At 62.2% G+C, this 21,560-nt stretch carries 17 protein-coding genes; 9 read left to right on the top strand and 8 right to left on the bottom strand.

The genetic code is table 11. The features are described 5' to 3' along the window. The first annotated feature begins 84 nt into the window (after nt 1–84). The 3 genes from G6N78_RS02540 to G6N78_RS02550 all read left to right on the top strand — a co-directional run bounded on the left by G6N78_RS02540 (nt 85) and on the right by G6N78_RS02550 (nt 4,243). On the top strand, nt 85–1,701 hold the full coding sequence (locus tag G6N78_RS02540; protein WP_165221191.1) for an ABC transporter permease: 1,617 nt from the start codon (nt 85–87) through the stop codon (nt 1,699–1,701). A 413-nt stretch (nt 1,702–2,114) separates the two neighbouring features. Continuing rightward, nucleotides 2,115–3,941: an AsmA family protein gene (locus tag G6N78_RS02545; RefSeq protein ID WP_165215430.1), complete on the top strand. Its 1,827-nt coding sequence runs from the start codon at nt 2,115–2,117 to the stop codon at nt 3,939–3,941. 65 nt (nt 3,942–4,006) lie between these two features. Beyond that, nucleotides 4,007–4,243 carry a DUF378 domain-containing protein gene (locus G6N78_RS02550; RefSeq protein WP_165215433.1) on the top strand — a complete coding sequence of 79 codons (237 nt, stop codon included), beginning with the start codon at nt 4,007–4,009 and terminating at the stop codon, nt 4,241–4,243. Nucleotides 4,244–4,321: 78 nt separating this feature from the next. Here G6N78_RS02550 and G6N78_RS02555 read toward each other — a convergent pair whose 3' ends face one another. The 5 genes from G6N78_RS02555 to G6N78_RS02575 form a co-directional block, all read right to left on the bottom strand. Continuing rightward, nucleotides 4,322–5,140, bottom strand: coding sequence for an ABC transporter permease (locus G6N78_RS02555; protein WP_165215435.1), 819 nt, complete (start codon nt 5,138–5,140; stop codon nt 4,322–4,324). 5 nt (nt 5,141–5,145) lie between these two features. After that, entirely contained in the window at nt 5,146–6,054 is a 909-nt protein-coding gene (locus G6N78_RS02560) for an ABC transporter permease subunit (protein ID WP_165215438.1), read from the bottom strand. A 13-nt stretch (nt 6,055–6,067) separates the two neighbouring features. Further along, nucleotides 6,068–7,234, bottom strand: coding sequence for an ABC transporter ATP-binding protein (locus G6N78_RS02565; protein ID WP_165215440.1), 1,167 nt, complete (start codon nt 7,232–7,234; stop codon nt 6,068–6,070). Nucleotides 7,235–7,326: 92 nt separating this feature from the next. Further along, nucleotides 7,327–8,421 (bottom strand): polyamine ABC transporter substrate-binding protein, encoded by a 1,095-nt coding sequence (locus G6N78_RS02570; RefSeq protein ID WP_165215443.1) that lies wholly within the window; start codon nt 8,419–8,421, stop codon nt 7,327–7,329. Nucleotides 8,422–8,564: 143 nt separating this feature from the next. Then, a complete protein-coding gene (locus tag G6N78_RS02575) occupies nt 8,565–9,983 on the bottom strand; it encodes a helix-turn-helix domain-containing protein (protein WP_165215446.1) in 1,419 nt (472 codons plus the stop codon). Between the two features lie 226 nt (nt 9,984–10,209). Between G6N78_RS02575 and aceA the strand changes: the two genes are divergently transcribed. Together aceA and G6N78_RS02585 are read left to right on the top strand one after the other, a co-directional pair. Then, a complete protein-coding gene (gene aceA / locus G6N78_RS02580) occupies nt 10,210–11,499 on the top strand; it encodes an isocitrate lyase (RefSeq protein ID WP_165215447.1) in 1,290 nt (429 codons plus the stop codon). 176 nt (nt 11,500–11,675) lie between these two features. Beyond that, the gene (locus G6N78_RS02585; protein ID WP_165215450.1) at nt 11,676–11,912 is read left to right on the top strand and encodes an SMc00767 family acetate metabolism repressor; all 237 of its coding nucleotides are present in this window, start codon (nt 11,676–11,678) and stop codon (nt 11,910–11,912) included. 145 nt (nt 11,913–12,057) lie between these two features. Here the strand turns inward: G6N78_RS02585 and G6N78_RS25930 are convergent, their stop codons facing one another. The 3 genes from G6N78_RS25930 to G6N78_RS02595 all read right to left on the bottom strand — a co-directional run bounded on the left by G6N78_RS25930 (nt 12,058) and on the right by G6N78_RS02595 (nt 16,294). Next, a complete protein-coding gene (locus G6N78_RS25930) occupies nt 12,058–12,186 on the bottom strand; it encodes a hypothetical protein (RefSeq protein ID WP_272955624.1) in 129 nt (42 codons plus the stop codon). A 235-nt stretch (nt 12,187–12,421) separates the two neighbouring features. Beyond that, nucleotides 12,422–14,812 (bottom strand): methyl-accepting chemotaxis protein, encoded by a 2,391-nt coding sequence (locus G6N78_RS02590; protein WP_234905865.1) that lies wholly within the window; start codon nt 14,810–14,812, stop codon nt 12,422–12,424. 348 nt (nt 14,813–15,160) lie between these two features. After that, entirely contained in the window at nt 15,161–16,294 is a 1,134-nt protein-coding gene (locus G6N78_RS02595; RefSeq protein ID WP_370691502.1) for a BaiN/RdsA family NAD(P)/FAD-dependent oxidoreductase, read from the bottom strand. Nucleotides 16,295–16,469: 175 nt separating this feature from the next. Here G6N78_RS02595 and G6N78_RS02600 point away from each other — a divergent pair, with 175 nt between their 5' ends. From G6N78_RS02600 to pgl, 4 genes are all read left to right on the top strand, one after another. Further along, nucleotides 16,470–17,909 carry a glutamine synthetase family protein gene (locus tag G6N78_RS02600; protein ID WP_165215455.1) on the top strand — a complete coding sequence of 480 codons (1,440 nt, stop codon included), beginning with the start codon at nt 16,470–16,472 and terminating at the stop codon, nt 17,907–17,909. Nucleotides 17,910–17,919: 10 nt separating this feature from the next. Continuing rightward, nucleotides 17,920–19,206 carry an NAD(P)/FAD-dependent oxidoreductase gene (locus G6N78_RS02605; RefSeq protein ID WP_165215457.1) on the top strand — a complete coding sequence of 429 codons (1,287 nt, stop codon included), beginning with the start codon at nt 17,920–17,922 and terminating at the stop codon, nt 19,204–19,206. A 95-nt stretch (nt 19,207–19,301) separates the two neighbouring features. After that, the gene (zwf, locus tag G6N78_RS02610; protein ID WP_165215460.1) at nt 19,302–20,774 is read left to right on the top strand and encodes a glucose-6-phosphate dehydrogenase; all 1,473 of its coding nucleotides are present in this window, start codon (nt 19,302–19,304) and stop codon (nt 20,772–20,774) included. Nucleotides 20,775–20,779: 5 nt separating this feature from the next. Then, complete coding sequence (gene pgl / locus G6N78_RS02615) at nt 20,780–21,478, top strand: 6-phosphogluconolactonase (RefSeq protein WP_165215462.1); 699 nt, start codon at nt 20,780–20,782, stop codon at nt 21,476–21,478. The last annotated feature ends 82 nt before the right edge of the window (nt 21,479–21,560 follow it).

Genomic DNA, 21,560 nt, shown 5'->3' on the forward strand with positions numbered 1-21,560 from the left:
CAATGCAGTAAAGCGTCGGAGAACGAAAGGATTCCGGCCTTGCTGCACACCTTCCCGCAGTCTCAGCGCACGGTGCGCCAGGCAATGCATCCCCTGCTGATCTCCGCGGTTCTGGCCGCCGCGATTGCGGCCATGCCCGTCATCGCCGTGGTCTGGATCGCGCTGTCCGGGGGGACTGACAACCTGCAGCACATTCTGCAGACCGTTCTGCCGCGGGCCACCCTGCGCACGCTGGCGCTCATCGGTTTCACCGCCCTCTTGAGTTGCCTGTTCGGCATCGTATCGGCCTGGCTCGTCACCGCCTTCCGGTTTCCGCTGCGCCGCGTGCTGTCGGTGGCGCTTGTCCTGCCGCTCGCCATTCCCTCCTATATCGGCGCCTATACCTTCGTGGAGTTTCTGGATTTCACCGGGCCGGTGCAGACCCTTTATCGGACCCTGTTCGGTTTCCAATCGGCCCGCGACTACTGGTTTCCCGATATCCGCTCGCTCGGCGGGGCAGTGCTGATCATGGCGTCGGTGCTCTATCCTTACGTCTACCTCGCCTGCCGATCGAGCTTCCTGATGCAGGGACGGTCTGCTGCCGATGTGGCCCGCACGCTGGGCTCCGGCCCCTTACGCACCATGCTGCGCATCCAGTTGCCGATGGCGCGCCCCGCCATCGTCATCGGCCTGACGCTCGTGACGATGGAGACACTGAACGATATCGGCGCGGTCGAATATCTCGGCGTCAACACGCTGACCTTTTCGATCTACGATACCTGGCTCAATCGCGGCAGCCTGCCGGGGGCGGCACAGCTTTCGCTCGTTCTCCTGGCCTTCGTGGCGGTTCTGATTGCGATCGAAAGACTGGCGCGCCAGCGGCAGCGTTTTTCCGTCAGCCGCACGACGGCCCTGGTGAACGACCAGCTTCGCCCGCAGTTAAAGGGTCTCTCCGGCTGGCTTGCGGCCCTGCTCTGCTTCATCCCGGTCGCCATCGGCTTTCTTTTGCCTTTCCTGATGCTGCTCAGCTATGCGCTTCGCCGGCTGGAACTCCTGTCGGATCCGCGCCTCACAAAGGCACTCTGGCACAGTGTCACCGTCTCCGGGGCGGCGGCACTTGCCACCGTCACTCTGGGTTTCCTGCTTGCCTATACGAGCCGCACCGAAAAACGGAAGCTCGCCGGCCTGACGGGCCGCATCGCATCGCTCGGTTACGGCATGCCGGGCACCGTGCTCGCCATCGGCGTGCTGATGCCGCTTGCGACCTTCGACAATGCATTCGACGCTGCGATGCGCAGCCAGTTCGGCATTTCGACCGGGCTTCTTCTGTCCGGCACCGGCTTTGCCATCTTCTATGCCTGCACCGTGCGTTTCCTGACGATGGCGGAAGGAACGGTGGAAGCCGGTTTCCAGAAGCTTTCGCCGCATCTCGACATGGCGGCTCGCACGCTTGGCCGCAACCGGACCGAGACGCTGTTCGGCGTGCTTCTGCCCAACATGCGGCCCGCCATGCTGACAGCCGGACTGTTCGTCTTTGTGGAAAGCATGAAGGAACTGTCGGCCACCATTCTCCTGCGGCCGTTCAACTTCAATACGCTCGCAACCCTGATCTATGAGGACGCCTCGCGGGCGCAGATCGAAAATGCCTCGATTGCCTCGCTGATCATCGTACTCGTTGGCCTCGTCCCGGTCATCATCGTGTCGCGTTCGCTTGAGCGTTGAGTTGCACAGCCATGCAAAAAGAAAGGCAGCCGGAGCTGCCTCTAGTTAATGCTGATAGATTGTCCGGATGGGGTCCGTTGAAACGCGGGCGTTATGACCCGCTCGTCTCGCCACCATCGTCCGGCCTTCGCCTTAAAAATGCGTTAAAATACGACACCGTGTTATAATGGGATGCCGCTTTCGTACGTCAGACGACGAAACATCCCGAAACGGCACAAACAACTGATCAATCTGATGGCGGGCGGATGGTGGTCGGGTCGCGGCTGGTCTTTCTTCCGCCATCCTGGTGCGTGACGAGGGCTTGCCTTTCAAGGGTTCCAGCCGATTTGCATGCACCCGGCAATTCCTTTAACGAAGCCAGTGCGCACGGATGCGGACGCAAGCCACAACCGAACCATGACGACTCACACGTGATGACGATCTACCGACCGGGCAAGAACCTCTTGAGAATCGCTCTGATGAGCGGCGGCAGCATTCTGCTGCTGATCCTGATGTTTCGCCTTGTGGCACCCGTGCTTGTTTCCTCCGCCATGGTGCGGGAGCGCATGGAAGTCGCCGTGGAGGCCTGGCTCGGGCATGATGTCATCATCGCGGAGGATCCCGACCTTCAGTTCTGGCCGCGGCCGCTGATCACCCTTCGGGACATCACCATCCGCGCCGAAGACCGTGACAATGCCGAGATCCTCGGCCATGTCGGTGCCCTGTCTGCCCGCTTCAGCCTGCTGGATGCGCTCTCCGGCTCGCCGGTCTTCCGCGATTTCACGCTCACCTCACCGGACCTTACGGTAAAGCTCGACCAGAACAATCACGTAAACTGGAGCAGCAGCGGGCTGCTGGGGCAGGCACTTCGGAAGGCGGCGGACGAACAGCCGCTCGAACCGGAGGAAAGCAAGACCGTGATCGGCGACGTCACGATCACCGGCGGGCGCCTGCGGCTCGAAGATCACCAGCGCCAGTTGCTGGTGATGGAAAACATCGGCGGCATGCTGATCTGGCCGACACTCAGTTCCTCCGCGCAGTTGAAGCTTCGCACCGATATTCGCGGCCAGTCCTTCGACCTTGCCTTTTCCTCGCCAAAGCCGCTCCTGCTGCTCGGCGGGCGCAATGCCTCGCTGACGGCGAACCTTACCTCGACACTGGTGACCGGCACCTTTTCGGGCACGGCCAATCTCGCCACCTACGCCTTCTTCTCCGGCGACCTCCAACTCAGCGTGCCGGCGGTCGATGGTCTGGCGCGCTGGGCGGAAATGCCGATCCATACCGCCGACCGGCTGACCAATCTGTCGCTGTCCGCCCAACTTGCCACCATGGGCAATGTCCTTCGGTTCGATAAATTGCAGGTCCGGGCGAACGGCACCGAGGGCCATGGTGTGATGGATCTGATGGCGGCAAGCGGAGACCGCCCGAGGCGCGTCACCGGCACGCTGGCCTTCGATAGCCTGGATCTCTGGGCGCTCGTCACGGCGCTCTCCGCCGATCAGCGCGATCCGGACGAGAGCGTGGCGGCGCACGATCCCATTACCGACCGCCAGCTTGGCTTCGACGTGCGGTTTTCCGCGGGTGAAGCTTCGCTGGGTCCGCTCTCGCTCGCCAATGTCGCGGTCAGCGTCCTTGCCGATCCGAAGCGCACACAGGTCGAGATCCTGGACAGTGACCTTCTCACCGGCTCGCTGACAGCGCAGCTGCAGATGCAGCAGCAGGCACCGCGAACCAAGGCGCGGCTTTCCATCCGTGGCGTCAACCTCTCGACCCTGGCGGGCCAGATGGCGCTGAAAGGGCCGACGATCAATGCGCCCGCCGCGCTGGATCTGACCTTCACGACGGCAGGCGCCATCACGCAGGCGCCTGGCAACGATCTGTCGGGCACGCTGAAACTGACGGCCCAGGCGGGCGAGATCGACGGGCTGTCCCTCGCGGAACTGCGCACGCTTGCCGCCAAGGGAAGTTATTTTTCCCTCGAGCAGGCGCGCAGCGGGTCGACCGATTTCCAGTCTCTCCAGTTGGTTGCCAAGATCGTGGGCGGCAATGCTGAAATCGAGACAGGCACGCTGGCCAACGAGACCCAGTCTCTCTCCGTGACCGGCGTCATTCCCTATCGCACGCAGAGCCTGGCCTTGTCCGCGGAGCTGATTGACAAGGCCGCCGACAAACCACCGGTCAACCTTTTCGTCGGGGGAGCCTGGCCGAACCCCGTTCTCTGGCCGGTCATGCCGGACCGCGAGGGCCAATCCACACCCTGAGAACGCGGAACAAAGTCGCGCCATGCCTGTTGGGATCTCAGACAAACAGGACAAGGAGCTCCGGCATGCGCGCACTCAACATCATCACCCTACTTCTCATCATCGTCGGCGGCTTGAACTGGCTGCTCGTGGGCATTGCCGACTTCGATCTCGTTGCCGCGATCTTCGGTGGTCAGGACAGCGCCCTGGCGACGATCGTCTACGTTCTCGTCGGCCTGTCGGCCCTGTGGCAGCTGGTTCCGTTCAGCCGCAGCATGTCGGTCGGCGAAACGGCAGCCCAGGCCAATATCGGCCACCGTTGATCCGCACGAACGCCTGATACGGATGCCGGCACGCCTGAGGCGTGCCGGCTTTTTCATGTGCGCGGCGCAAAAGGGCAATCAGCCGGTGGCGCGTGTCGCATGGTGTTCGTCGAGAATGCGGCGGGCTTCGGCGCGCTTCGTCGAGATGGATGCGAAGATGACGCCAATCGTGACGAGCCCGATCAGGATGGTGCAGATCGCGTTGATTTCCGGCGTCACCCCGAGACGCACCTGCGAGTAGATCTTGATCGGCAGTGTCGTCGCCCCTGGCCCGGTCGTGAAGCTGGCGATCACCAGATCGTCGAGCGACAACGTGAAGGCCAGCATCCAGCCGGAGACGATGGCGGGCATGATGAGCGGCAGGGTGATCCTGAAGAAGGTCTTGACCGGCGGGCAGCCGAGATCGAGCGCCGCCTCTTCCAGGCTCCGGTCGAAGGTGACGAGCCGCGACTGCACGATGATCGCCACATAACACATCGTGAACGTCGTGTGAGCGATGGTGACCGTCCAGAAACCGCGGTCGATGTTCATCGACACGAACAGCAGCAGCAGCGACAGGCCGGTGATGACTTCCGGCATGACAAGTGGCGCATAGATCATGCCGGTAAAGGCCATGCGTCCTGGAAAGCGCGGATAGCGGGTGAGCGCCAAGGCGGCGAGCGTTCCGAGCACGGTGCCGATCGAGGCACTGAGCACCCCGACACGCGCTGTCACCCAGGCCGCATCCATCAGCCCCTGGTTCGACCACATCACCCGGTACCATTCGAGCGAAAAGCCGCCCCAGACGGTGACCAGCTTCGAGGCGTTGAAGGAATAGACGACGAGGATGAGGATCGGAATATAGAGAAAGGCAAAGCACAGCGTCAGGATCGTCGTGTCGAAGCGTGAAGCTTTCATGGCCGTCACCCCACCTTCTGCTGCTGGTTCTGGAAGATCATGATCGGCACGACCAGCGCGAGAAGCAGCAGGACCGCAACGGCGGAGGCGAGCGGCCAGTCACGATTGCCGAAGAATTCCGTCCACAGCGTCTTGCCGATCATCAGGGTTTCAGCCCCGCCCAGAAGATCCGGGATGACGAATTCCCCGGTAATCGGGATGAAGCAGATCATCGAGCCGGCGATCACGCCCGGCAGCGAGAGCGGAAAGGTGATCTTCCAGAACGCCTTCCAGGGCGGGCAGCCGAGGTCGCTTGCCGCCTCCAGCAGCGTGTTGTCCATCTTTTCCAGCGCCGAATAGAGCGGCAGCACCATGAAGGGCAGGTAGGAATAGACGATGCCGATGAAGACGGCATAATCGGTGCGGAAAATCTGCACCTGCTGGTCCGGGCCATACAGGCCGATGCTCTGCAGGAGCAGCGTCAGCAGCCCTTCGGGCTTCAGGATGCCGATCCAGGCATAGACGCGGATCAGGAACGAGGTCCAGAACGGCAGGATCACCATCATCAGCAGCGTCGGGCGAATGGTGGTTGGCGCCCGCGCCATGGCAAGCGCCATCGGATAGCCGATCAACAGCAGCAGGCCGGTCGAAATCAGCGCCATGCGCAAGGATGAGAGATAGGCGTTGATGTAGAGGGGGTCTTCCGTGAGGAAAAAATAGTTCTCCACATCGAGCCGCGAGAGGAAATCGCCGATCGCGCCGAAACCCTCGAAGGTCGGCGTGTAGGGCGGCATGGCGATCGCCGTATCAGACAGCGAAATCTTGAAAATGATCAGGAAGGGCGCGGTAAAGAAGATCAGCAGCCAGAGGTAAGGCACACCGACCACGAGCCAGCGCCAGGGATTGCTTTGCGAGGTGGCTCCGGTCTCTGCCATGGTGTGCGCCCCCCTACCGCGTCAGCACAAGGCCGCCATCGAGCGGCCAGCTGAGCCAGACCATGTCACCGAAGGTAATCGGCCGATCGACGAGACGCGAGACATTGGCCTGTGCGGCGCGGATCGTGCGTCCATCCTCAAGCCGAACGAGAAAAACCGAAAAGTCACCGAGATAGCCGATGTCCCACACTTCTCCATGGGCACGGTTGCTGCCTGACGCGGGCGGCTGATCGAGCGAGATGCGCACCTTTTCCGGACGGATGGCGAAAGCGACCTTATCGCCCACCACGGCGGCACATTCCTGCTCGACAGCGATCCTCAGCCCGTTGCTCTCGAGGTGCACCACGGGCGGATGACCGGGATGCACACAGTCTCCGGCATTTTCCACCAGCGCACATTCGAGGATGTTGATGTCGCCGATGAACTCCGCCACGTAGCGGCTATTCGGCGCCTCGTAGATTTCCGCGGGCGTCGCCACCTGCATGACGATGCCCTTGTCCATCACGGCGATGCGGTCCGATACCGTCATCGCCTCTTCCTGGTCATGCGTGACGATCAGGAAGGTAAGCCCCAGCGTGTGCTGGATGTCCATCAGCTCGAACTGCGTTTCTTCGCGCAGCTTGCGGTCGAGCGCGCCGAGCGGTTCGTCGAGCAGCAGCACCTTGGGGCGCTTGGCGAGCGACCGGGAGAGTGCCACGCGCTGCCGCTGGCCGCCGGAGAGTTGCGCCGGTTTGCGCTTGGCGAAATTTTCGAGCTTCACCAGCCGCAGCATTTCCTCGACACGCGCCTGGATCTCGGCCTTCGGCAGGCCGTCCTGCTCCAGGCCGAAGGCAATGTTCTTTTCCACGGTCATGTGCGGGAAGAGCGCATAACTCTGGAACATCATGTTGGTGGGTCGTTTGTAGGGCGGCGTTCCGGACAGATCCTTGCCCTGCAGCAGGATACGGCCTTGCGTCGGCTCTTCGAAACCAGCCAGCATGCGCATCAGCGTGGTCTTGCCGCAGCCGGAAGGACCAAGAAGCGAAAAGAACTCCCGCTCGTAGATATCGAGCGTCAGATTGTCGACGGCGACGAAATCGCCATAGCGCTTGGTGATATTCTCAAACCGGATGAAGGGGGTGGCCGCGGGATCGGTCCAGGGCGAAAACTTGCGTTTCACTGGACCCAGAGATTTTGCCATGCGTGCCCCCGCTCCGTTACAACCGATCCGTCATTCAGGAGACCGGCGGCTGTCCACGCGACCGCCGGCCCTGTTTGGCATGCACGTCTGACTTACTGGCCGGTCTTGATGGCCGTCCATTCGCGATTGATCACGCGCTGGGCACGCGGGTCGTAAGGCGAAATGGTGAAGAGCTTCTTGAGCGTCGCCTCGTCGGGATAGACCGACGGGTTCTTGAGAACGGCCTCATCAATGAACTTCTGGGAAGCGAGATTGCCGTTGGCATACTGGACATAGTTCGATGCCTTGGCGATCACCTCCGGCTTCATCAGGAAGTTGATGAAGGCATGCGCTTCGGCCACGTTCTTTGCATCGGCCGGAATGGCGAGGTTGTCGAACCACATATAGGTGCCTTCCTTCGGGATGACGTAATTCACGTTCACCCCGTTCTTGGCTTCCTCGGCCCGTGACTTTGCCTGCAGGATATCGCCGGACCAGCCGATGGTGATGCAGATGTCGCCATTCGCCAGGTCATTGATATAGGCCGAGGCATTGAAGGTCTTCACATTGGGGCGGATCGCCTTGTAGACCGCGCCGCCCGCTTCCAGATCGGCCGCAACCTTGCTGTCGGGATCCTTGCCGATGTAGTTCATGCCAATCGCAAAGGTCTCATCCGAGGCGTCGAGAATGTTGATGCCGCAGGATTTCAGCTTCGCCGCATTTTCGGGTTTGAAGAGAACGTCCCAGCTATCGACCGGAACATCGCCCAGTGCCGCCTTTACCTTGTCCACGTTGTAACCGATGCCGGTCGTGCCCCACAAATAGTTCACGGCATACTCGTTGCCGGGATCGTATTTCGCCAGCCGTTCGCTGACGACCGGCCACAGGTTCGTGAGGTTCGGAAGCTTCGACTTGTCGAGCTTCTGGAACACGCCCGCCTTGATCTGGCGCGCCAGGAAGGGCCCGGTCGGCACGACCACATCATAACCGGATCCGCCGGCGAGCAGCTTGGTTTCCAGCAGTTCGTTGCTGTCGAAGACGTCGTAGACGACCTTGATGCCGGTCTCCTTGGTGAACTCTTCCAGCAGGGACTCGTCGATATAGTCGGACCAGTTGTAGACGTGCACGACGCGCTCCTGGGCCAGGGCAGCTGTCGATACGAGTGCTGTCGCGGCAAGCGCCAGCATGCGGAGCACGGTCTGTTTCATGATATTCTCCTGTTCCCGATTTGCTTCGGCCGAACGGGGGCTTGGTGCCCGTCAGCTCTTCTTTTAACGGGAGAGTAAGAAGGAATTTTCGACCCCACAAGCAAAAATGTTTGGCATCGCACAAACTTGTGGCACTTCCTCCCTTACTGGAAATCGAAGGCGCTGAGCCCCGTGACCATTTCGTCGAGCCCGAGTGGCCGGGTGAGCGGCGGTTCTGCGCGCGCAAGACAACCCTGCCGTTCGCAGAGACGGCAGGCGGTTCCGGCCAGAATCCGGGCGGCCGGCAGCTCCGCCGCGGCGGCATATAAGGTCTCCGACACCGCGTCCCAGTCACAGCCAAGCAGGATGGCCGTCCGGCGGATGCGTTCGCCGAAACCCGCCTTTGGTCCCTCCAGGGTGCGCGATACTGTCAGGAAGGACGCACCGTCTGGCATCTCCACCCGTTCAGCCAGCAGCTGCCCCGGCTGGGCAAAGGCGGCATGAATGCCGAGCTTGGGACAGAGGCCGCCAAAGCGCGCCTGGGGATAGCCCTGGGCGCCGGCCCGCCGGATGACATTGCCGGCATGATCGGCTTCCATCAGGAAGAACGGCGGCGCCGCAGACCCGGTGCGCCCGAGCGAGATCAACCGATGTGCCGCCTGCTCGAAGGAGACGTCGAAGCGGGAGGCGAGCACATCGAGATCGAAGCGAGCCCGCTGGGCCGCAGCCAGGAAGGCACCATAAGGCATCATCAAAGCATGGGCGGCATAGCGCGCGAGCTCGAAGCGGCCGATGCGCAACGCTTCGCCGCTGGAGAGCGTCAGCGATTCCAGCTCCGCCGCGATCTCCGCGCCAATCGCCAGCAGTGCCGCCTCCTGGGCGATCTCGCGCACCCGGTCCACCTGCGACAGCCGCTCCGACAGGAAAAGCCGCATCGAATGGCGGTCGTAACGGCGCCTGAGCGTCGGCATGGCATGCACCGGCAGAGTGCGCACCGCGATCCCGTGCTTCGTCCTCAGCCAGGTCTTCAAGGCCGCCGGCAGATCGTCGCCGGGGGAGAGCTCGGCATAAAAAGCCTCCGCCGCTTCCTCGATCTTTGCGAAGAAGAAGGGCCGCTTTTCCAGCTTCTCGCGCACCTCGTCCATCGGCAGGCGGGCGCCGGACAGCGAGGTCTCGTGCCCCTCGCGCGCCAGAAGGTCTGCCAGATCCGACAGCCGTTCGGCCTGTTCCCTGTAGGCCCGGTAGAGCTTGATGACCCCGACCGCCGCATTGGGAGCTGCCTCCGCCACCTCGATCAGTTCCTGGTCGCCCGGGATTTCGCCGGCGAGCAACGGATCGGCAAAGACTTCCCGCAACTGCGCCGCCGCACCGCCGCCCTCCCCCTGCAACTGATCGAGATCGACCTTGTAGACCGAAGCGAGCCGCAGCAGCAGTTGCACTGTCAGCGGGCGCTGGTTGCGCTCAATGAGGTTGAGATAGGAGGGCGAGATGCCGAGCCCTTCCGCCATCGCAGTCTGGGTCAGGTCGAGGCTCAAGCGCACCCGCCGCACCCGGGGCCCCGCAAAGATCTTCCGCTCCGCCATGTCACACCTTTTACAGCATCATCTCGATTGACGAATTTACAATTTTTACAGTTTTACAAACTTCGCAGTCAAAGGCAAGACAACCTAACCTCTTTCATCTGCCTGTTTCTGCTTATTTTCTGGCGGATCGCTGCAGTGCACTGTAAATTCAGTCTCAGACATTCGGAGCGGACATCGACAGGCAAAGAGCCTGCCACAGTCTCCGGCACATCTGGGAGAGAGCATCATGACAGACTTTTACAAACTTGTTCCCAACGCACCGGCAGGTCGTTTCGACGGCATCGAGCGCCCCTACACGGCGGCCGACGTGCAGCGCCTGCGCGGCTCGGTCGAGATCAAGTATACGCTGGCGGAGATGGGGGCGAACCGCCTCTGGACGCTGATCAACGAAGAGGATTTCGTCAACGCGCTCGGCGCGCTCTCCGGCAACCAGGCCATGCAGATGGTTCGTGCCGGGCTGAAGGCGATCTACCTCTCCGGCTGGCAAGTTGCAGCAGACGCCAACACGGCGTCGGCCATGTATCCCGACCAGTCGCTCTATCCGGCCAATGCCGCGCCGGAGCTTGCCAAGCGCATCAACCGCACCCTGCAGCGCGCCGACCAGATCGAGACGCAGGAGGGCAAGGGCCTTTCGGTCGATACCTGGTTCGCACCGATCGTTGCCGATGCGGAAGCCGGTTTCGGCGGACCGTTGAATGCCTTCGAGATCATGAAGGCCTTCATCGAGGCCGGCGCTGCAGGCGTTCACTTCGAGGACCAGCTGGCGTCTGAAAAGAAGTGCGGCCATCTGGGCGGCAAGGTTCTTATCCCGACGGCGGCGCATATCCGCAACCTGAACGCGGCCCGGCTTGCCGCCGACGTCATGGGTGTCCCGACGCTGCTCGTCGCCCGCACCGATGCGGAAGCGGCCAAGCTCCTGACCTCCGATATCGACGAGCGGGACCAGCCCTTCGTCGATTACGACAAGGGTCGGACGGCGGAGGGCTTCTACCAGGTGAAGAACGGCATCGACCCGTGCATCGCACGCGCCATCGCCTATGCACCGCATTGCGATCTGATCTGGATGGAAACCGGCAAGCCGGATCTGGAACAGGCCCGCAAGTTCGCCGAGGCCGTGCACAAGGTGCATCCGGGCAAGAAGCTCGCCTATAACTGCTCGCCCTCGTTCAACTGGAAGAAGAACCTGGACGATGCGACGATCGCCAAGTTCCAGCGCGAACTGGGTGCGATGGGCTACAAATTCCAGTTCATCACGCTCGCCGGCTTCCACCAGTTGAACTACGGCATGTTCGAGCTGGCCCGTGGCTACAAGGAGCGCCAGATGGCCGCTTACTCGGAGCTGCAGGAAGCCGAATTCGCCGCCGAGATCAACGGCTACACGGCGACCAAGCACCAGCGCGAAGTCGGCACCGGTTACTTCGATGCCGTGTCGCTCGCCATCACCGGCGGCCAGTCATCGACGACCGCGATGAAGGAATCCACCGAGCACGAACAGTTCCGCCCTGCGGCTGAGTAAAAGTCTGCCCCTCACCTTAACCCTCTCCCCGCTCGCGGGGAGAGGGGACGCCAGAGGCACCGCCGGTGCCACAATACCCTTCTCCCCGCTGGCGGGGAGAAGGTGGCGGCAGCCGGATGAGGGGCAGCGGCATCCCCGACATTCAACAACCCCTGAACAAAAAGAGGAGAAATGCCATGAACGTCCAGACCCGCGTCAAGGAACGTGCCGAAGAACAGTCCACCGCCATGACCGCCGAGCAGCAGTCCGCGATCCGTACCCTTGCCAATGAGTTGCATCGGCTGAACCACGCCGTCATGCGCGCCGTCGATGCCGGCGTTTCCGTCGAGCTGGTCCGCTCGGCCCGCCACCATGGCGGCGAAGGCAACTGGGGCGACCTGATGATTCCGGTGATCGTCGCCAACCCGCGCTAAAGCGGATTTCACTGTCATCACCTCTCGATTTGCCGGGTGGCGCGTCCCCGCTACCCGGCAAAGAGATCTGCGCTGTTTCTGACCCATTCGGTTGCTCGATCCACCACAGCGCGGATCTCACCAAAATCTGGAAGGAAAGCGCTCCTCAGAGGAGCAGCAGACCCGGAAGGGCGAGGAGAGCGGCCGTGGCGCAGAGCGTCAGCACCAGGAGGCGCTGCTTGCGGTCGGCTTTGGCTTGAGCAATGGCGATGGCACGGGCACGAGGCTTCTGCATGGGCGTTCCTCAACTGACGTTGTCCCTGCCAACATGAACAACAGGGATGAGCGCCTGTTCCAGAGCCAGTGGCTGTCACTGGAAACAGCGCGTTTCTTCAGAGTGCGCGCGGGCCGTTAAAAAGTGCTGAACGGCTTCAGCCGTGATGTGCGGTGCTCGCTGATCGTCTTCACATAGTAAAGGCCTCCCTAAAGCCAGTTCAGGGAGGCCTTGCTTTCGTGCCACACAGGAAAGATCAGGCGGCGATGCCGTGGGCGACAGACCGTTGATCGATGCGGAACTGGTTCAGGAGCACGACCAGCTGGTCTGCTTCTTCCGCAAGCTGGCGACTGGATGCGCTGGTTTCCTCGACCATGGCGGCATTCTGCTGGGTCAACTGGTCCATCTGGCTGACGGCGCCGTTAACTTCCTGCAGGGCCGAAGCCTGGTCACGCGAGGACGAGGCGATGCCTTCCACCTGCGACGAAATCCTCTGCACCTGCTCGCCGATCGTGGCGAGCGCGCTGCCGGTCTGCTGCACGAGACGCGAACCGCCGGCAACCTCTTCTGTGGAGGCGCTGATCAGCTGCTTGATCTCCTTGGCGGCACCGGCCGAACGCTGCGCCAGGTCACGCACTTCCTGAGCGACAACCGCAAAGCCCTTACCGGCATCTCCGGCGCGCGCTGCTTCCACGCCAGCATTCAAGGCCAGAAGGTTCGTCTGGAAGGCGATCGCATCGATGACTTCGGTGATCTGGCCGATCTTCTGCGAGGCTGCCTCAATGCGGTCCATGGCAGCAACGGCATCGCGCACGATCGAGATGGAGCCATCGGTCTGCTGACGGGTCTCCGCGACGATGGCATTTGCCTCGCGCGCCCGCTCGGCGGCGGAACGGACATTGGCGGTCACCTCGTTGACGGCCGCCGCGGTCTGCTCGAGCGAAGCGGCCTGTGTTTCCGTGCGGCGGGAGAGGTCGTCGGTGGAGGCCGACATCTGCCGGACATTGCCCTGGATGGCGACGACATTCTCCTGGATCTGGCCGATGGTATCCTGCAGGCGGTTGAGCGAGCGGTTGAAGTCCGACCGCAGTTGCTCAAGGCGACCGACGAAGGGCGTATCGATCGTGACGGAGACGTCGCCGTCTGCCAGACGTTCGAGACCGGCGGCAAGAGCGGTGACGGCAAACTGGATCTGCCGGTCGATCTCCTGCTTTTCCTGCTCGTTCTTCAGGCGCTCGGCTTCGGCTGCGGCGCGCTCCTGTTCGCTTGCCGCTTCGATCCGCACCTTGGCTTCCGCGTTTTCCTTGAAGATGCCGAGCGCGCGTGCCATGTCGCCGAGTTCGTCGCGGCGTGTCTCGCCCTCGATGCGGGTATCGAGTTCACCAGCTGCCAGGCGCCGCATGGTCGCGGCAATCTGCAGGATCGGACCCTTGAAGGTCATGATCAGACCGATGCCGGCGAAGACGGCCACCAGGAAACCGATGGCCATGGCGGTGACGGAGATCTGGTTCGCCTTTTCGCGCTCGGCACCGGCCGCATCCCGCTGATGGGCTGCAAAGGTCGTCAGGTTCGTCCAGATCCGGTCGATTTCCTGAGCTGCGGCATTAAACGCGCTGAGGCGCTTGCGCGACAGGTCGAGCAGAGCCAGCGTATTGTCATCCACCGTCGTCACGAATGGCAGAATGGCGTTGGCACGCTTGCGCGCCTCCACCGGTACGCTTTTGTCGGACTGCATGGAGCCGGCCGCGATATCGACTGACATCAGGGCGCCCTGCAGATCGTTGAGGAGGCTATCCGTCGGCGTTGCCGTATAACGGACCGTCTTCAGTTCCAGGGCCTTGACCGCATCCATCAGAATGCGGGAGGCGTTCATGAACTGCGTCGCATCGGCAATCGGCTGGTCGAGCTTGCCGAAGGCTTCGGTCGCCTCGCGAGCCTTGGTGGTGGCAATGCCCTGCAGGCGGATGGACGAGGGGCGCATCAGGTTGACGACACGTTCCGTGGAACCGATGGTGGCATCGTTGACCACACCGACGTCGATCTGCTGCTTCAGCTGCGCCAGGTTATCCTTCAACTGATCGCCCAGCAGGCGCTGATCCGTGGGAAGAGCAGTGGCAATATCCTTCACCGCGCTGGTCAGCGCAGCGAACTGACCGACCACCACATCCATGCGCTCCTGCGGTGCCGTCTTGGAATTGAAATCCATAACGACCTTGGTGATGATGGCGGATCCCTTGGTCAGCTTTTCCGCATCCCGCAGAAGGTTCTTGGCTCGTCCCTCGTCTGCCGCAAGATCGTCACGGCTGACCGTCGCATACCCCATGATCTCCGCCTGGAGCTTCACAATCGCGCCAATCGCGGTGTCGATCCCCTCTCGGGTCGCGACCTCTTCCTGATAACGCGACCAAAGCTGATCGATCTGGCCGGAAATTGCCTTGGTGCCGGTGATGGCGGCGTCGATTTCCGCCTCTCCTTCACCGCTGTTTGCGCCGGCACGCACATTTTGCAGAAGCTCGCCCTGGGCCTTGACCTGCACCGTCAGCGCAGACCGTGTCGCCTCGTTCGTATTCTTCAGGAAGTCGGTCATCCCGGCATAGACGGACTTGAAGCCGCTCAGAGACTGGAGGACGGCGTTGGACATATCCATGCGGGTCTGCAGAAGACTGGACGCATACATGCCAGAAAACCCGACCGCCGAAATACTGGCCAGGAACGGGACAATGAACGCGATAACCTTGGTCTGTATTCTAAATCGGGCCAACAGACGATCGATGACCATCTCTATCTCCTGAAAATTCTTTATCGGCGAGCTACTAAAACTAGCCCCTCGAAATTGAGGATACTCTGTTGTGCCATGCACAAATGAATCAATGTTAAATGTGAGCAGACGCAATTTATTTGAACAATTGCGCATATTCTTATCTGTGCGCAAAGAGATCAGATCGCCGGCAGAACGCCGATCAATTGTGCCGGAACAAGACGGGAGCGAGCCGTCTCAGACGGACTCGCCGCAGACATGGCCGCAGGCCCAGGCCCACTGGAAATTATAGCCGCCGAGCCAGCCCGTCACATCCAGGCATTCGCCAATGAAATAGAGCCCGGGCACCGCCTTTGCCTGCATGGTGCGGGAATCGATGGCATCGACATCGACGCCGCCCAGGGTAACCTCGGCGGTACGGTATCCTTCCGATCCAGCGGGCTTGACGACCCATTGCTGCACCGCAGCGGACAAAGAGGCAAGGATCCTGTCGCTCTGGTCGGCCATGTGTCCCGGCAGCCCCCTTTCCTCGGCAAAGAACTGCGCCAGTCGTCGCGGCAGGATCGCGCTCAGAGCCGTCTGGACCGCCTGACGGCCATTTTCCTGGCGCGCCTGCTTCAGCCGGGCCAGAAGATCGACATCCGGCTCGATCGCCAAGGTGATCGGATCGCCTTCCCGCCAGTAGGAAGAGATCTGCAGGATGGCCGGTCCGCTTACGCCGCGATGGGTAAACAGCAACGCCTCGCGGAACGCCGTCTTGCCGTGCCGGACTTCCGCTTCGACCGAAATGCCGGACAGAGGGCTGAGCTTTTCCAGCATCGCCGGTTCCAGCGTCAAGGGCACCAGCCCCGGCCGAGTCTCCGTCACCTTGAGGCCGAACTGCTCGGCGATGCGATAGGCAAGACCGGTGGCGCCCATCTTCGGGATCGATTTTCCGCCCGTGGCAACGACGAGGCTGTCTGCGTCCACCGGGCCGTTGTCGAGGTGGATGCGAAAGCCGCCTTCCGTCTTTTCCACGGCGCCGATCGGCTGCTGCAGCCAGAGGCTGACGCCCGCCGCCTGCATTTCCGACATCAGCATGCGGATGATATCCTTGGCGCTGTCATCGCAGAACAGCTGGCCAAGCGTCTTTTCGTGCCAGGGGATACGGTGCTTTTCGACGAGGCTCAGAAAATCCCGCGGCGTGTAACGGGCAAGCGCGGACTTGGCGAAATGCCGATTGCCGGAAATGTAATTGGCAGGACCGGCGTGGATGTTGGTGAAGTTGCACCGCCCGCCCCCGGAAATGCGGATCTTTTCGCCCGGCGCCTTGGCATGGTCGAGCACCAGCACGCTGCGCCCGCGCTGGCCGGCACGGATCGCACACATCATGCCGGCAGCTCCAGCACCCAGCACCACCACGTCAAACCTGCGCGTCACGATCGATCCATCCCGTCCATTTATGCCCTTCCTGTTTGCGATCGGGGCGACAAAGTCAATGCGCCCGGCTGGCCAATTGTCCTGTTCCGACTATGATGCGGATAACGTCAACAACAGCCGGTGCCTCATGCCGCCCAAGAAAAAGTCGACCGCCCGTGCCTCTGCAAACGCGCCCAAGCCCGCAGCGGCACAGCCATCCCTGACATCGCTTCGCGGCGTGGCAAACTGGCGAGAGGCGGCCTCCTGGCTCAAGGCCCGCGGCATTGAGGATGTCGAATGCATCACGCCGGATCTGGCCGGTGTTCCGCGCGGCAAGATGATGCCGACCTCGAAATTCACCTCCAACACGTCGCTGGCCCTGCCGTCTGCGCTCTACCGCCACACGATTTCCGGCGACTATCCGGACGAGACGGCGAACTTCCGTTACGAACCGCGCGACAGCGACCTGAAGCTAGTGCCCGACCTCTCCACCCTTTCCGTCGTGCCGTGGGAGAGCGACCCGACGGCGCAGGTGATCTGCGACGTGGTGGGCACGACCGGCGAAGAGGTGCCCTATACGCCGCGCAACGTGCTGAAGAACGTCATGCGGCTTTACGACGAACAAGGCTGGAAGCCGGTTGTTGCGCCGGAAATCGAGTTCTATCTCGTCGCGATCAACGAAGACCCGGATTACCCCTTACATCCGCCGAAAGGACGTTCCGGCCGGTCGATCGTCGGCGGCCAGGGCTATTCCATCGCCGGCATCAACGAGTTCGACGAGTTGATCGACGACATCTACCATTTCTCCGAAAAGCAGGGCCTGGAGATCGATACGCTGATCCACGAGGAAGGCCCGGCGCAGCTTGAAATCAACCTGCGGCACGGCAATCCGATCCAGCTGGCCGATCAGGTCTTCCTGTTCAAGCGCACGATCCGCGAGGCGGCGCTGAAGCACGGCATCTATGCCACCTTCATGGCAAAGCCCATGCAGGGCCAGCCGGGGTCCGCCATGCACATCCACCAGTCGGTGGTGGATGCCAAGACCGGCAAGAACATCTTTTCCAATCCGGACGGTTCACCCTCGCGCGCCTTCTTCCACTTCATCGGCGGCATGCAGAAATACGTGCCGAGTTCGCTGGTCATGCTGGCGCCGTACGTCAATTCCTACCGTCGCCTGACGCCGGACATGGCCTGCCCGGTCAACAATGCCTGGGGTTACGACAACCGCACCACGGCGTTCCGCGTGCCGATTTCCGACGCGGCAGCCAGACGTGTCGAAAACCGCCTGCCGAGTTCGGATGCGAACCCTTATCTCGCACTCGCCGCCTCGCTCGCCTGCGGCTGGCTCGGCATCATGAAGGAAATCGAACCGACCGAGCCGACCTATGATACGGCGAATGAAGGCTCGATCGATCTTCCCCGCGGACTTCTGGAGGCAGTCGCCCTTCTCGAGGACGAACCGGCATTCGAAGAGGTCTTCGGCAAGGAGTTCATCGGGCTTTATGCCGGCGTCAAACGCGGCGAGTTCGAGACCTTCATGCAGGTGATCAGTCCCTGGGAGCGTGAATTCCTGCTCCTCAACGTGTAAGGTGGCCTCCATGACCTGGCAGAGCCCCATCGCGCCCGGCCTCTCCTGGTATCAGGACAGCGTTCCGGAACGCCCGACCTATGAACCACTCGATGGCTCGATCACGGTGGATGTCGCCATCATCGGCGGCGGCTTCACCGGACTGCAGGCGGCCTATAATCTGGCACAGCGCGGGGTATCGACCGTGCTGATCGAGGCAAGCCGTTTCGGCGACGGAGCGTCTGGCCGCAATGGTGGGCAGCTTGGCTCAGGGCAGCGCGCCTGGCCGGACGAACTGGAGCCGGAACTGGGCTATGAGCGGTCACGCGCGCTGTTCGACATGGCGGAAAATGCCAAGCGCTACCTTCTCGACTTCTGCGACACCCACGGCATCGACATGGACTACCTGCCGGGCCAGATGAACGTGGCGCACAAGCCCGGCCATGCGGACGACTACCGCCGGATCGCCGATCTTCTGGCCAGCCGCTACGACTATCCGCATGTCTCCTTCATGGACCGCGCCGAAACGTCCGAGCGGCTGGGTTCCACGCGCTACCATTGCGGCGTGCGCGATGCCGGCACCGGGCATATCCACCCGCTGAAGCTGTTGATCGGGCTCGCGCGGGTGGCAGCGCAGGCGGGTGCGCGGATCTGCGAGATGACGCCGGCCAAGGGCCTGACGCAGGCGGGTGGAAAGACGCTGATCGAGACGCCGCGCGGCACCATCACCGCCGATCGTGTGCTGCTGGCCACCAATGCCTATATCGGCACTCTCGAACAGGAGACGGCGTCGCACGTGATGCCGATCCGCTCCTTCATCGGCGCCACCGTGCCGCTGGACCGGTTTCCGGAGATCCTGCCCGGCTCGGAGGCGGTGGCGGATTCGCGCTTCGTCGTGCGCTATTTCCGCAAGAGCCGCGACGGGCGGCTGCTGTTCGGGGGCCGCGAGGCCTATACCGCCGACAGTCCGCGCGACATGTCGAAACACATCCGCCGGCAGATCGCCGAAATCTATCCGGCGCTGAAGAACATCGAAATCACCCATGCCTGGGGCGGTTCGGTGGGTATCACCCTGCCGCGCAAGCCCTTCGTGCGCGAGGTGATGCCGGGCGTCACCTCGATTGCCGGTTATTCCGGCCATGGCGTGATGCTGTCCAACTATTCCGGCAAGATGTATGCGGATCTCATCGCCGGCAATGCCAGCGAACTCGATCTCTTCAAGGAGATGAAGATACCGCCTTTTCCGGGCGGTGCCCGTTTCAGAAGCCCGCTGCTGTTCCTTGCGCTGACATGGTATGCGCTGCGCGACCGCTTCTGACACGGATTTGAAAGATCGGCCCATCGTCGGGGCTGGCTTTTTTAAATCGATTAGATTATGTAGACCTCAACCTCGGAACTTCGAAAGAGCAAGGCATGAGCAGCCAGATCATCCCCGTGGAACCCTTCGATTACGTCGTCTTCGGCGGCACCGGCGACCTTGCGGAACGCAAGCTTCTTCCGGCGCTTTACCACCGGCAGATCGAGGGGCAGTTCACCGAGCCGACCCGCATCATCGGCGCCTCGCGCAGTGCGCTGAGCCATGAGGATTTCCGCAAATTTGCCGACGAGGCGCTGAAGAAGCATCTGAAGGACGGCGAATATTCCGAGGAGGAGGTGGCCAAGTTCCTCGCCCGCCTGTTCTACGTCTCGGTGGATGCCAAATCCGACGGCGGCTGGGATACGCTGAAGAAGCTGCTGGACGAAGGCAAGGAACGCGTGCGCGCCTTCTATCTTGCCGTCTCGCCCGCCATCTTCGGCGCGATCTCGGAAAAGATCCGCGACCACAAGCTGATCACCAAATCCACCCGCATCGTGGTGGAAAAGCCGATCGGCCGCGACCTCTCCTCCGCGCTCGATCTCAACGACACGATCGGTAAGGTGTTCAAGGAAGAACAAATCTTCCGTATCGACCACTATCTCGGCAAGGAGACGGTGCAGAACCTGATGGCGCTGCGGTTTGCCAATGCGCTCTATGAGCCGCTGTGGAATGCGCAGTATATCGACCATGTGCAGATCACGGTCGCTGAATCCGTCGGCCTCGAAGGGCGCGCCGGATACTACGACACGGCCGGCGCCCTGCGCGACATGGTGCAGAACCATATCCTGCAGTTGCTTTGCCTTGTCGCCATGGAAGTGCCGTCGTCGATGGATTCCGAAGCGGTGCGCGATGAAAAGCTGAAGGTGCTGCGGGCCTTGCGGCCGATCACCGACGCCAATGTCGAGCAAATGACGGTGCGTGGCCAGTACCGCGCCGGTGCTTCGGCGGGTGGCCCGGTCAAGGGCTATCTCGAAGAGCTGGAAGGCGGCGTGTCGAACACCGAAACCTTCGTGGCGATCAAGGCCGAGATCAACAACTGGCGCTGGGCCGGCGTTCCCTTCTACATCCGCACCGGCAAGCGGCTGACCGGTCGCATGTCGGAGATCGTCATCACCTTCAAGCCGATCCCGCACAATATATTCGAGCCGGCGGCCGGCCGTATTTCCGCCAACCAGCTGATCATCCGCCTGCAGCCGGATGAAGGCGTGAAGCAGTCTCTGATGATCAAGGACCCCGGTCCGGGCGGCATGCGCCTGCGCAATGTCTCGCTCGACATGAGCTTTGCCGCCGCCTTCAACGTGCGCAATCCGGATGCCTATGAGCGCCTGCTGATGGACGTGATCCGCTCCAACCAGACCCTGTTCATGCGCCGCGACGAAGTGGAAGCGGCATGGAAGTGGGTCGACCCGATTCTGAAGGGCTGGGAACTGACCGGGCAGCTGGCGCAGGGTTATACCGCCGGCACCTGGGGACCGAGCCAGGCCATCGCGCTGATCGAGCGCGACGGCCGCACCTGGCATGAGGGCTGACGGGCATGGCATTCACCTTCCATAACTTCGGCAGTGCGGAATCGCTTGCGGCGCAGCTTTCCAGCGATGTTGCCGCCCACCTCAAGCAGGCGATTGCCGAACGCGGGTCCGCCTCGATCGCCGTCTCGGGCGGCTCGACGCCAAAACGCTTCTTCGAGGTGCTGTCGACGCAGGACCTCGCCTGGGACAAGGTGACGATCACGCTGGTGGACGAGCGTTTCGTGCCCGCCGACAATCCGCGCTCCAACCATCTGCTGGTCGCGACGCATCTTTTGCAGAACAAGGCGGCCAGCGCGATCTTCCAGCCGCTCTTCCAGGATGTGGCCTCTGCGCTTCAGGCGGCGGCGATTGCGACGGAAAAGACCGAAGACATCGGCAATCCCTTCGATGTGGCGATCCTCGGCGTGGGAACGGACGGGCACACCGCCTCGTTCTTCCCAGGCGGCAATCATCTGGCCCGCGCGATCGCCGAGGATGCGCCGCGCGGCGTGATGACGATGATGGCGGACGGCGCCGGCGAGGAACGCCTGACCTTCACCTTTCCGAGCCTGGCCGATGCGCGCTTTCTGGTGCTGCATATCGAAGGCGAAGCGAAGAGAAACGTTCTCGACCAGGCCAAGGCCGGCACCGACGAGATGGAGATGCCCATCCGCGCCGTGCTGAACCGAGCGCCCTCGCCGGTCGAGATCTACTGGGCGCCTTGATCCCACAAAGACGGCGCCCGTGACGCAGGCCGCAACAGGCGGCAACCGAGGAAACAGATGACCAGGCGCGGCGGCCTCCCAA

This window comes from Allorhizobium pseudoryzae, assembly GCF_011046245.1.
GTDB lineage: Bacteria > Pseudomonadota > Alphaproteobacteria > Rhizobiales > Rhizobiaceae > Neorhizobium > Neorhizobium pseudoryzae.

What these genes read in the sequence shown, in the direction of transcription:
- G6N78_RS02540 (WP_165221191.1), top strand. Translation starts at nt 85, where the DNA reads ATGCATCCCCTGCTGATCTCCGCGGTTCTGGCCGCCGCGATTGCGGCC.
- G6N78_RS02545 (WP_165215430.1), top strand. Translation starts at nt 2,115, where the DNA reads ATGACGATCTACCGACCGGGCAAGAACCTCTTGAGAATCGCTCTGATG.
- G6N78_RS02550 (WP_165215433.1), top strand. Translation starts at nt 4,007, where the DNA reads ATGCGCGCACTCAACATCATCACCCTACTTCTCATCATCGTCGGCGGC.
- G6N78_RS02555 (WP_165215435.1), bottom strand. Translation starts at nt 5,140, where the DNA reads ATGAAAGCTTCACGCTTCGACACGACGATCCTGACGCTGTGCTTTGCC.
- G6N78_RS02560 (WP_165215438.1), bottom strand. Translation starts at nt 6,054, where the DNA reads ATGGCAGAGACCGGAGCCACCTCGCAAAGCAATCCCTGGCGCTGGCTC.
- G6N78_RS02565 (WP_165215440.1), bottom strand. Translation starts at nt 7,234, where the DNA reads ATGGCAAAATCTCTGGGTCCAGTGAAACGCAAGTTTTCGCCCTGGACC.
- G6N78_RS02570 (WP_165215443.1), bottom strand. Translation starts at nt 8,421, where the DNA reads ATGAAACAGACCGTGCTCCGCATGCTGGCGCTTGCCGCGACAGCACTC.
- G6N78_RS02575 (WP_165215446.1), bottom strand. Translation starts at nt 9,983, where the DNA reads ATGGCGGAGCGGAAGATCTTTGCGGGGCCCCGGGTGCGGCGGGTGCGC.
- aceA (WP_165215447.1), top strand. Translation starts at nt 10,210, where the DNA reads ATGACAGACTTTTACAAACTTGTTCCCAACGCACCGGCAGGTCGTTTC.
- G6N78_RS02585 (WP_165215450.1), top strand. Translation starts at nt 11,676, where the DNA reads ATGAACGTCCAGACCCGCGTCAAGGAACGTGCCGAAGAACAGTCCACC.
- G6N78_RS25930 (WP_272955624.1), bottom strand. Translation starts at nt 12,186, where the DNA reads ATGCAGAAGCCTCGTGCCCGTGCCATCGCCATTGCTCAAGCCAAAGCC.
- G6N78_RS02590 (WP_234905865.1), bottom strand. Translation starts at nt 14,812, where the DNA reads ATGGATATGTCCAACGCCGTCCTCCAGTCTCTGAGCGGCTTCAAGTCC.
- G6N78_RS02595 (WP_370691502.1), bottom strand. Translation starts at nt 16,294, where the DNA reads ATGATGTGTGCGATCCGTGCCGGCCAGCGCGGGCGCAGCGTGCTGGTG.
- G6N78_RS02600 (WP_165215455.1), top strand. Translation starts at nt 16,470, where the DNA reads ATGCCGCCCAAGAAAAAGTCGACCGCCCGTGCCTCTGCAAACGCGCCC.
- G6N78_RS02605 (WP_165215457.1), top strand. Translation starts at nt 17,920, where the DNA reads ATGACCTGGCAGAGCCCCATCGCGCCCGGCCTCTCCTGGTATCAGGAC.
- zwf (WP_165215460.1), top strand. Translation starts at nt 19,302, where the DNA reads ATGAGCAGCCAGATCATCCCCGTGGAACCCTTCGATTACGTCGTCTTC.
- pgl (WP_165215462.1), top strand. Translation starts at nt 20,780, where the DNA reads ATGGCATTCACCTTCCATAACTTCGGCAGTGCGGAATCGCTTGCGGCG.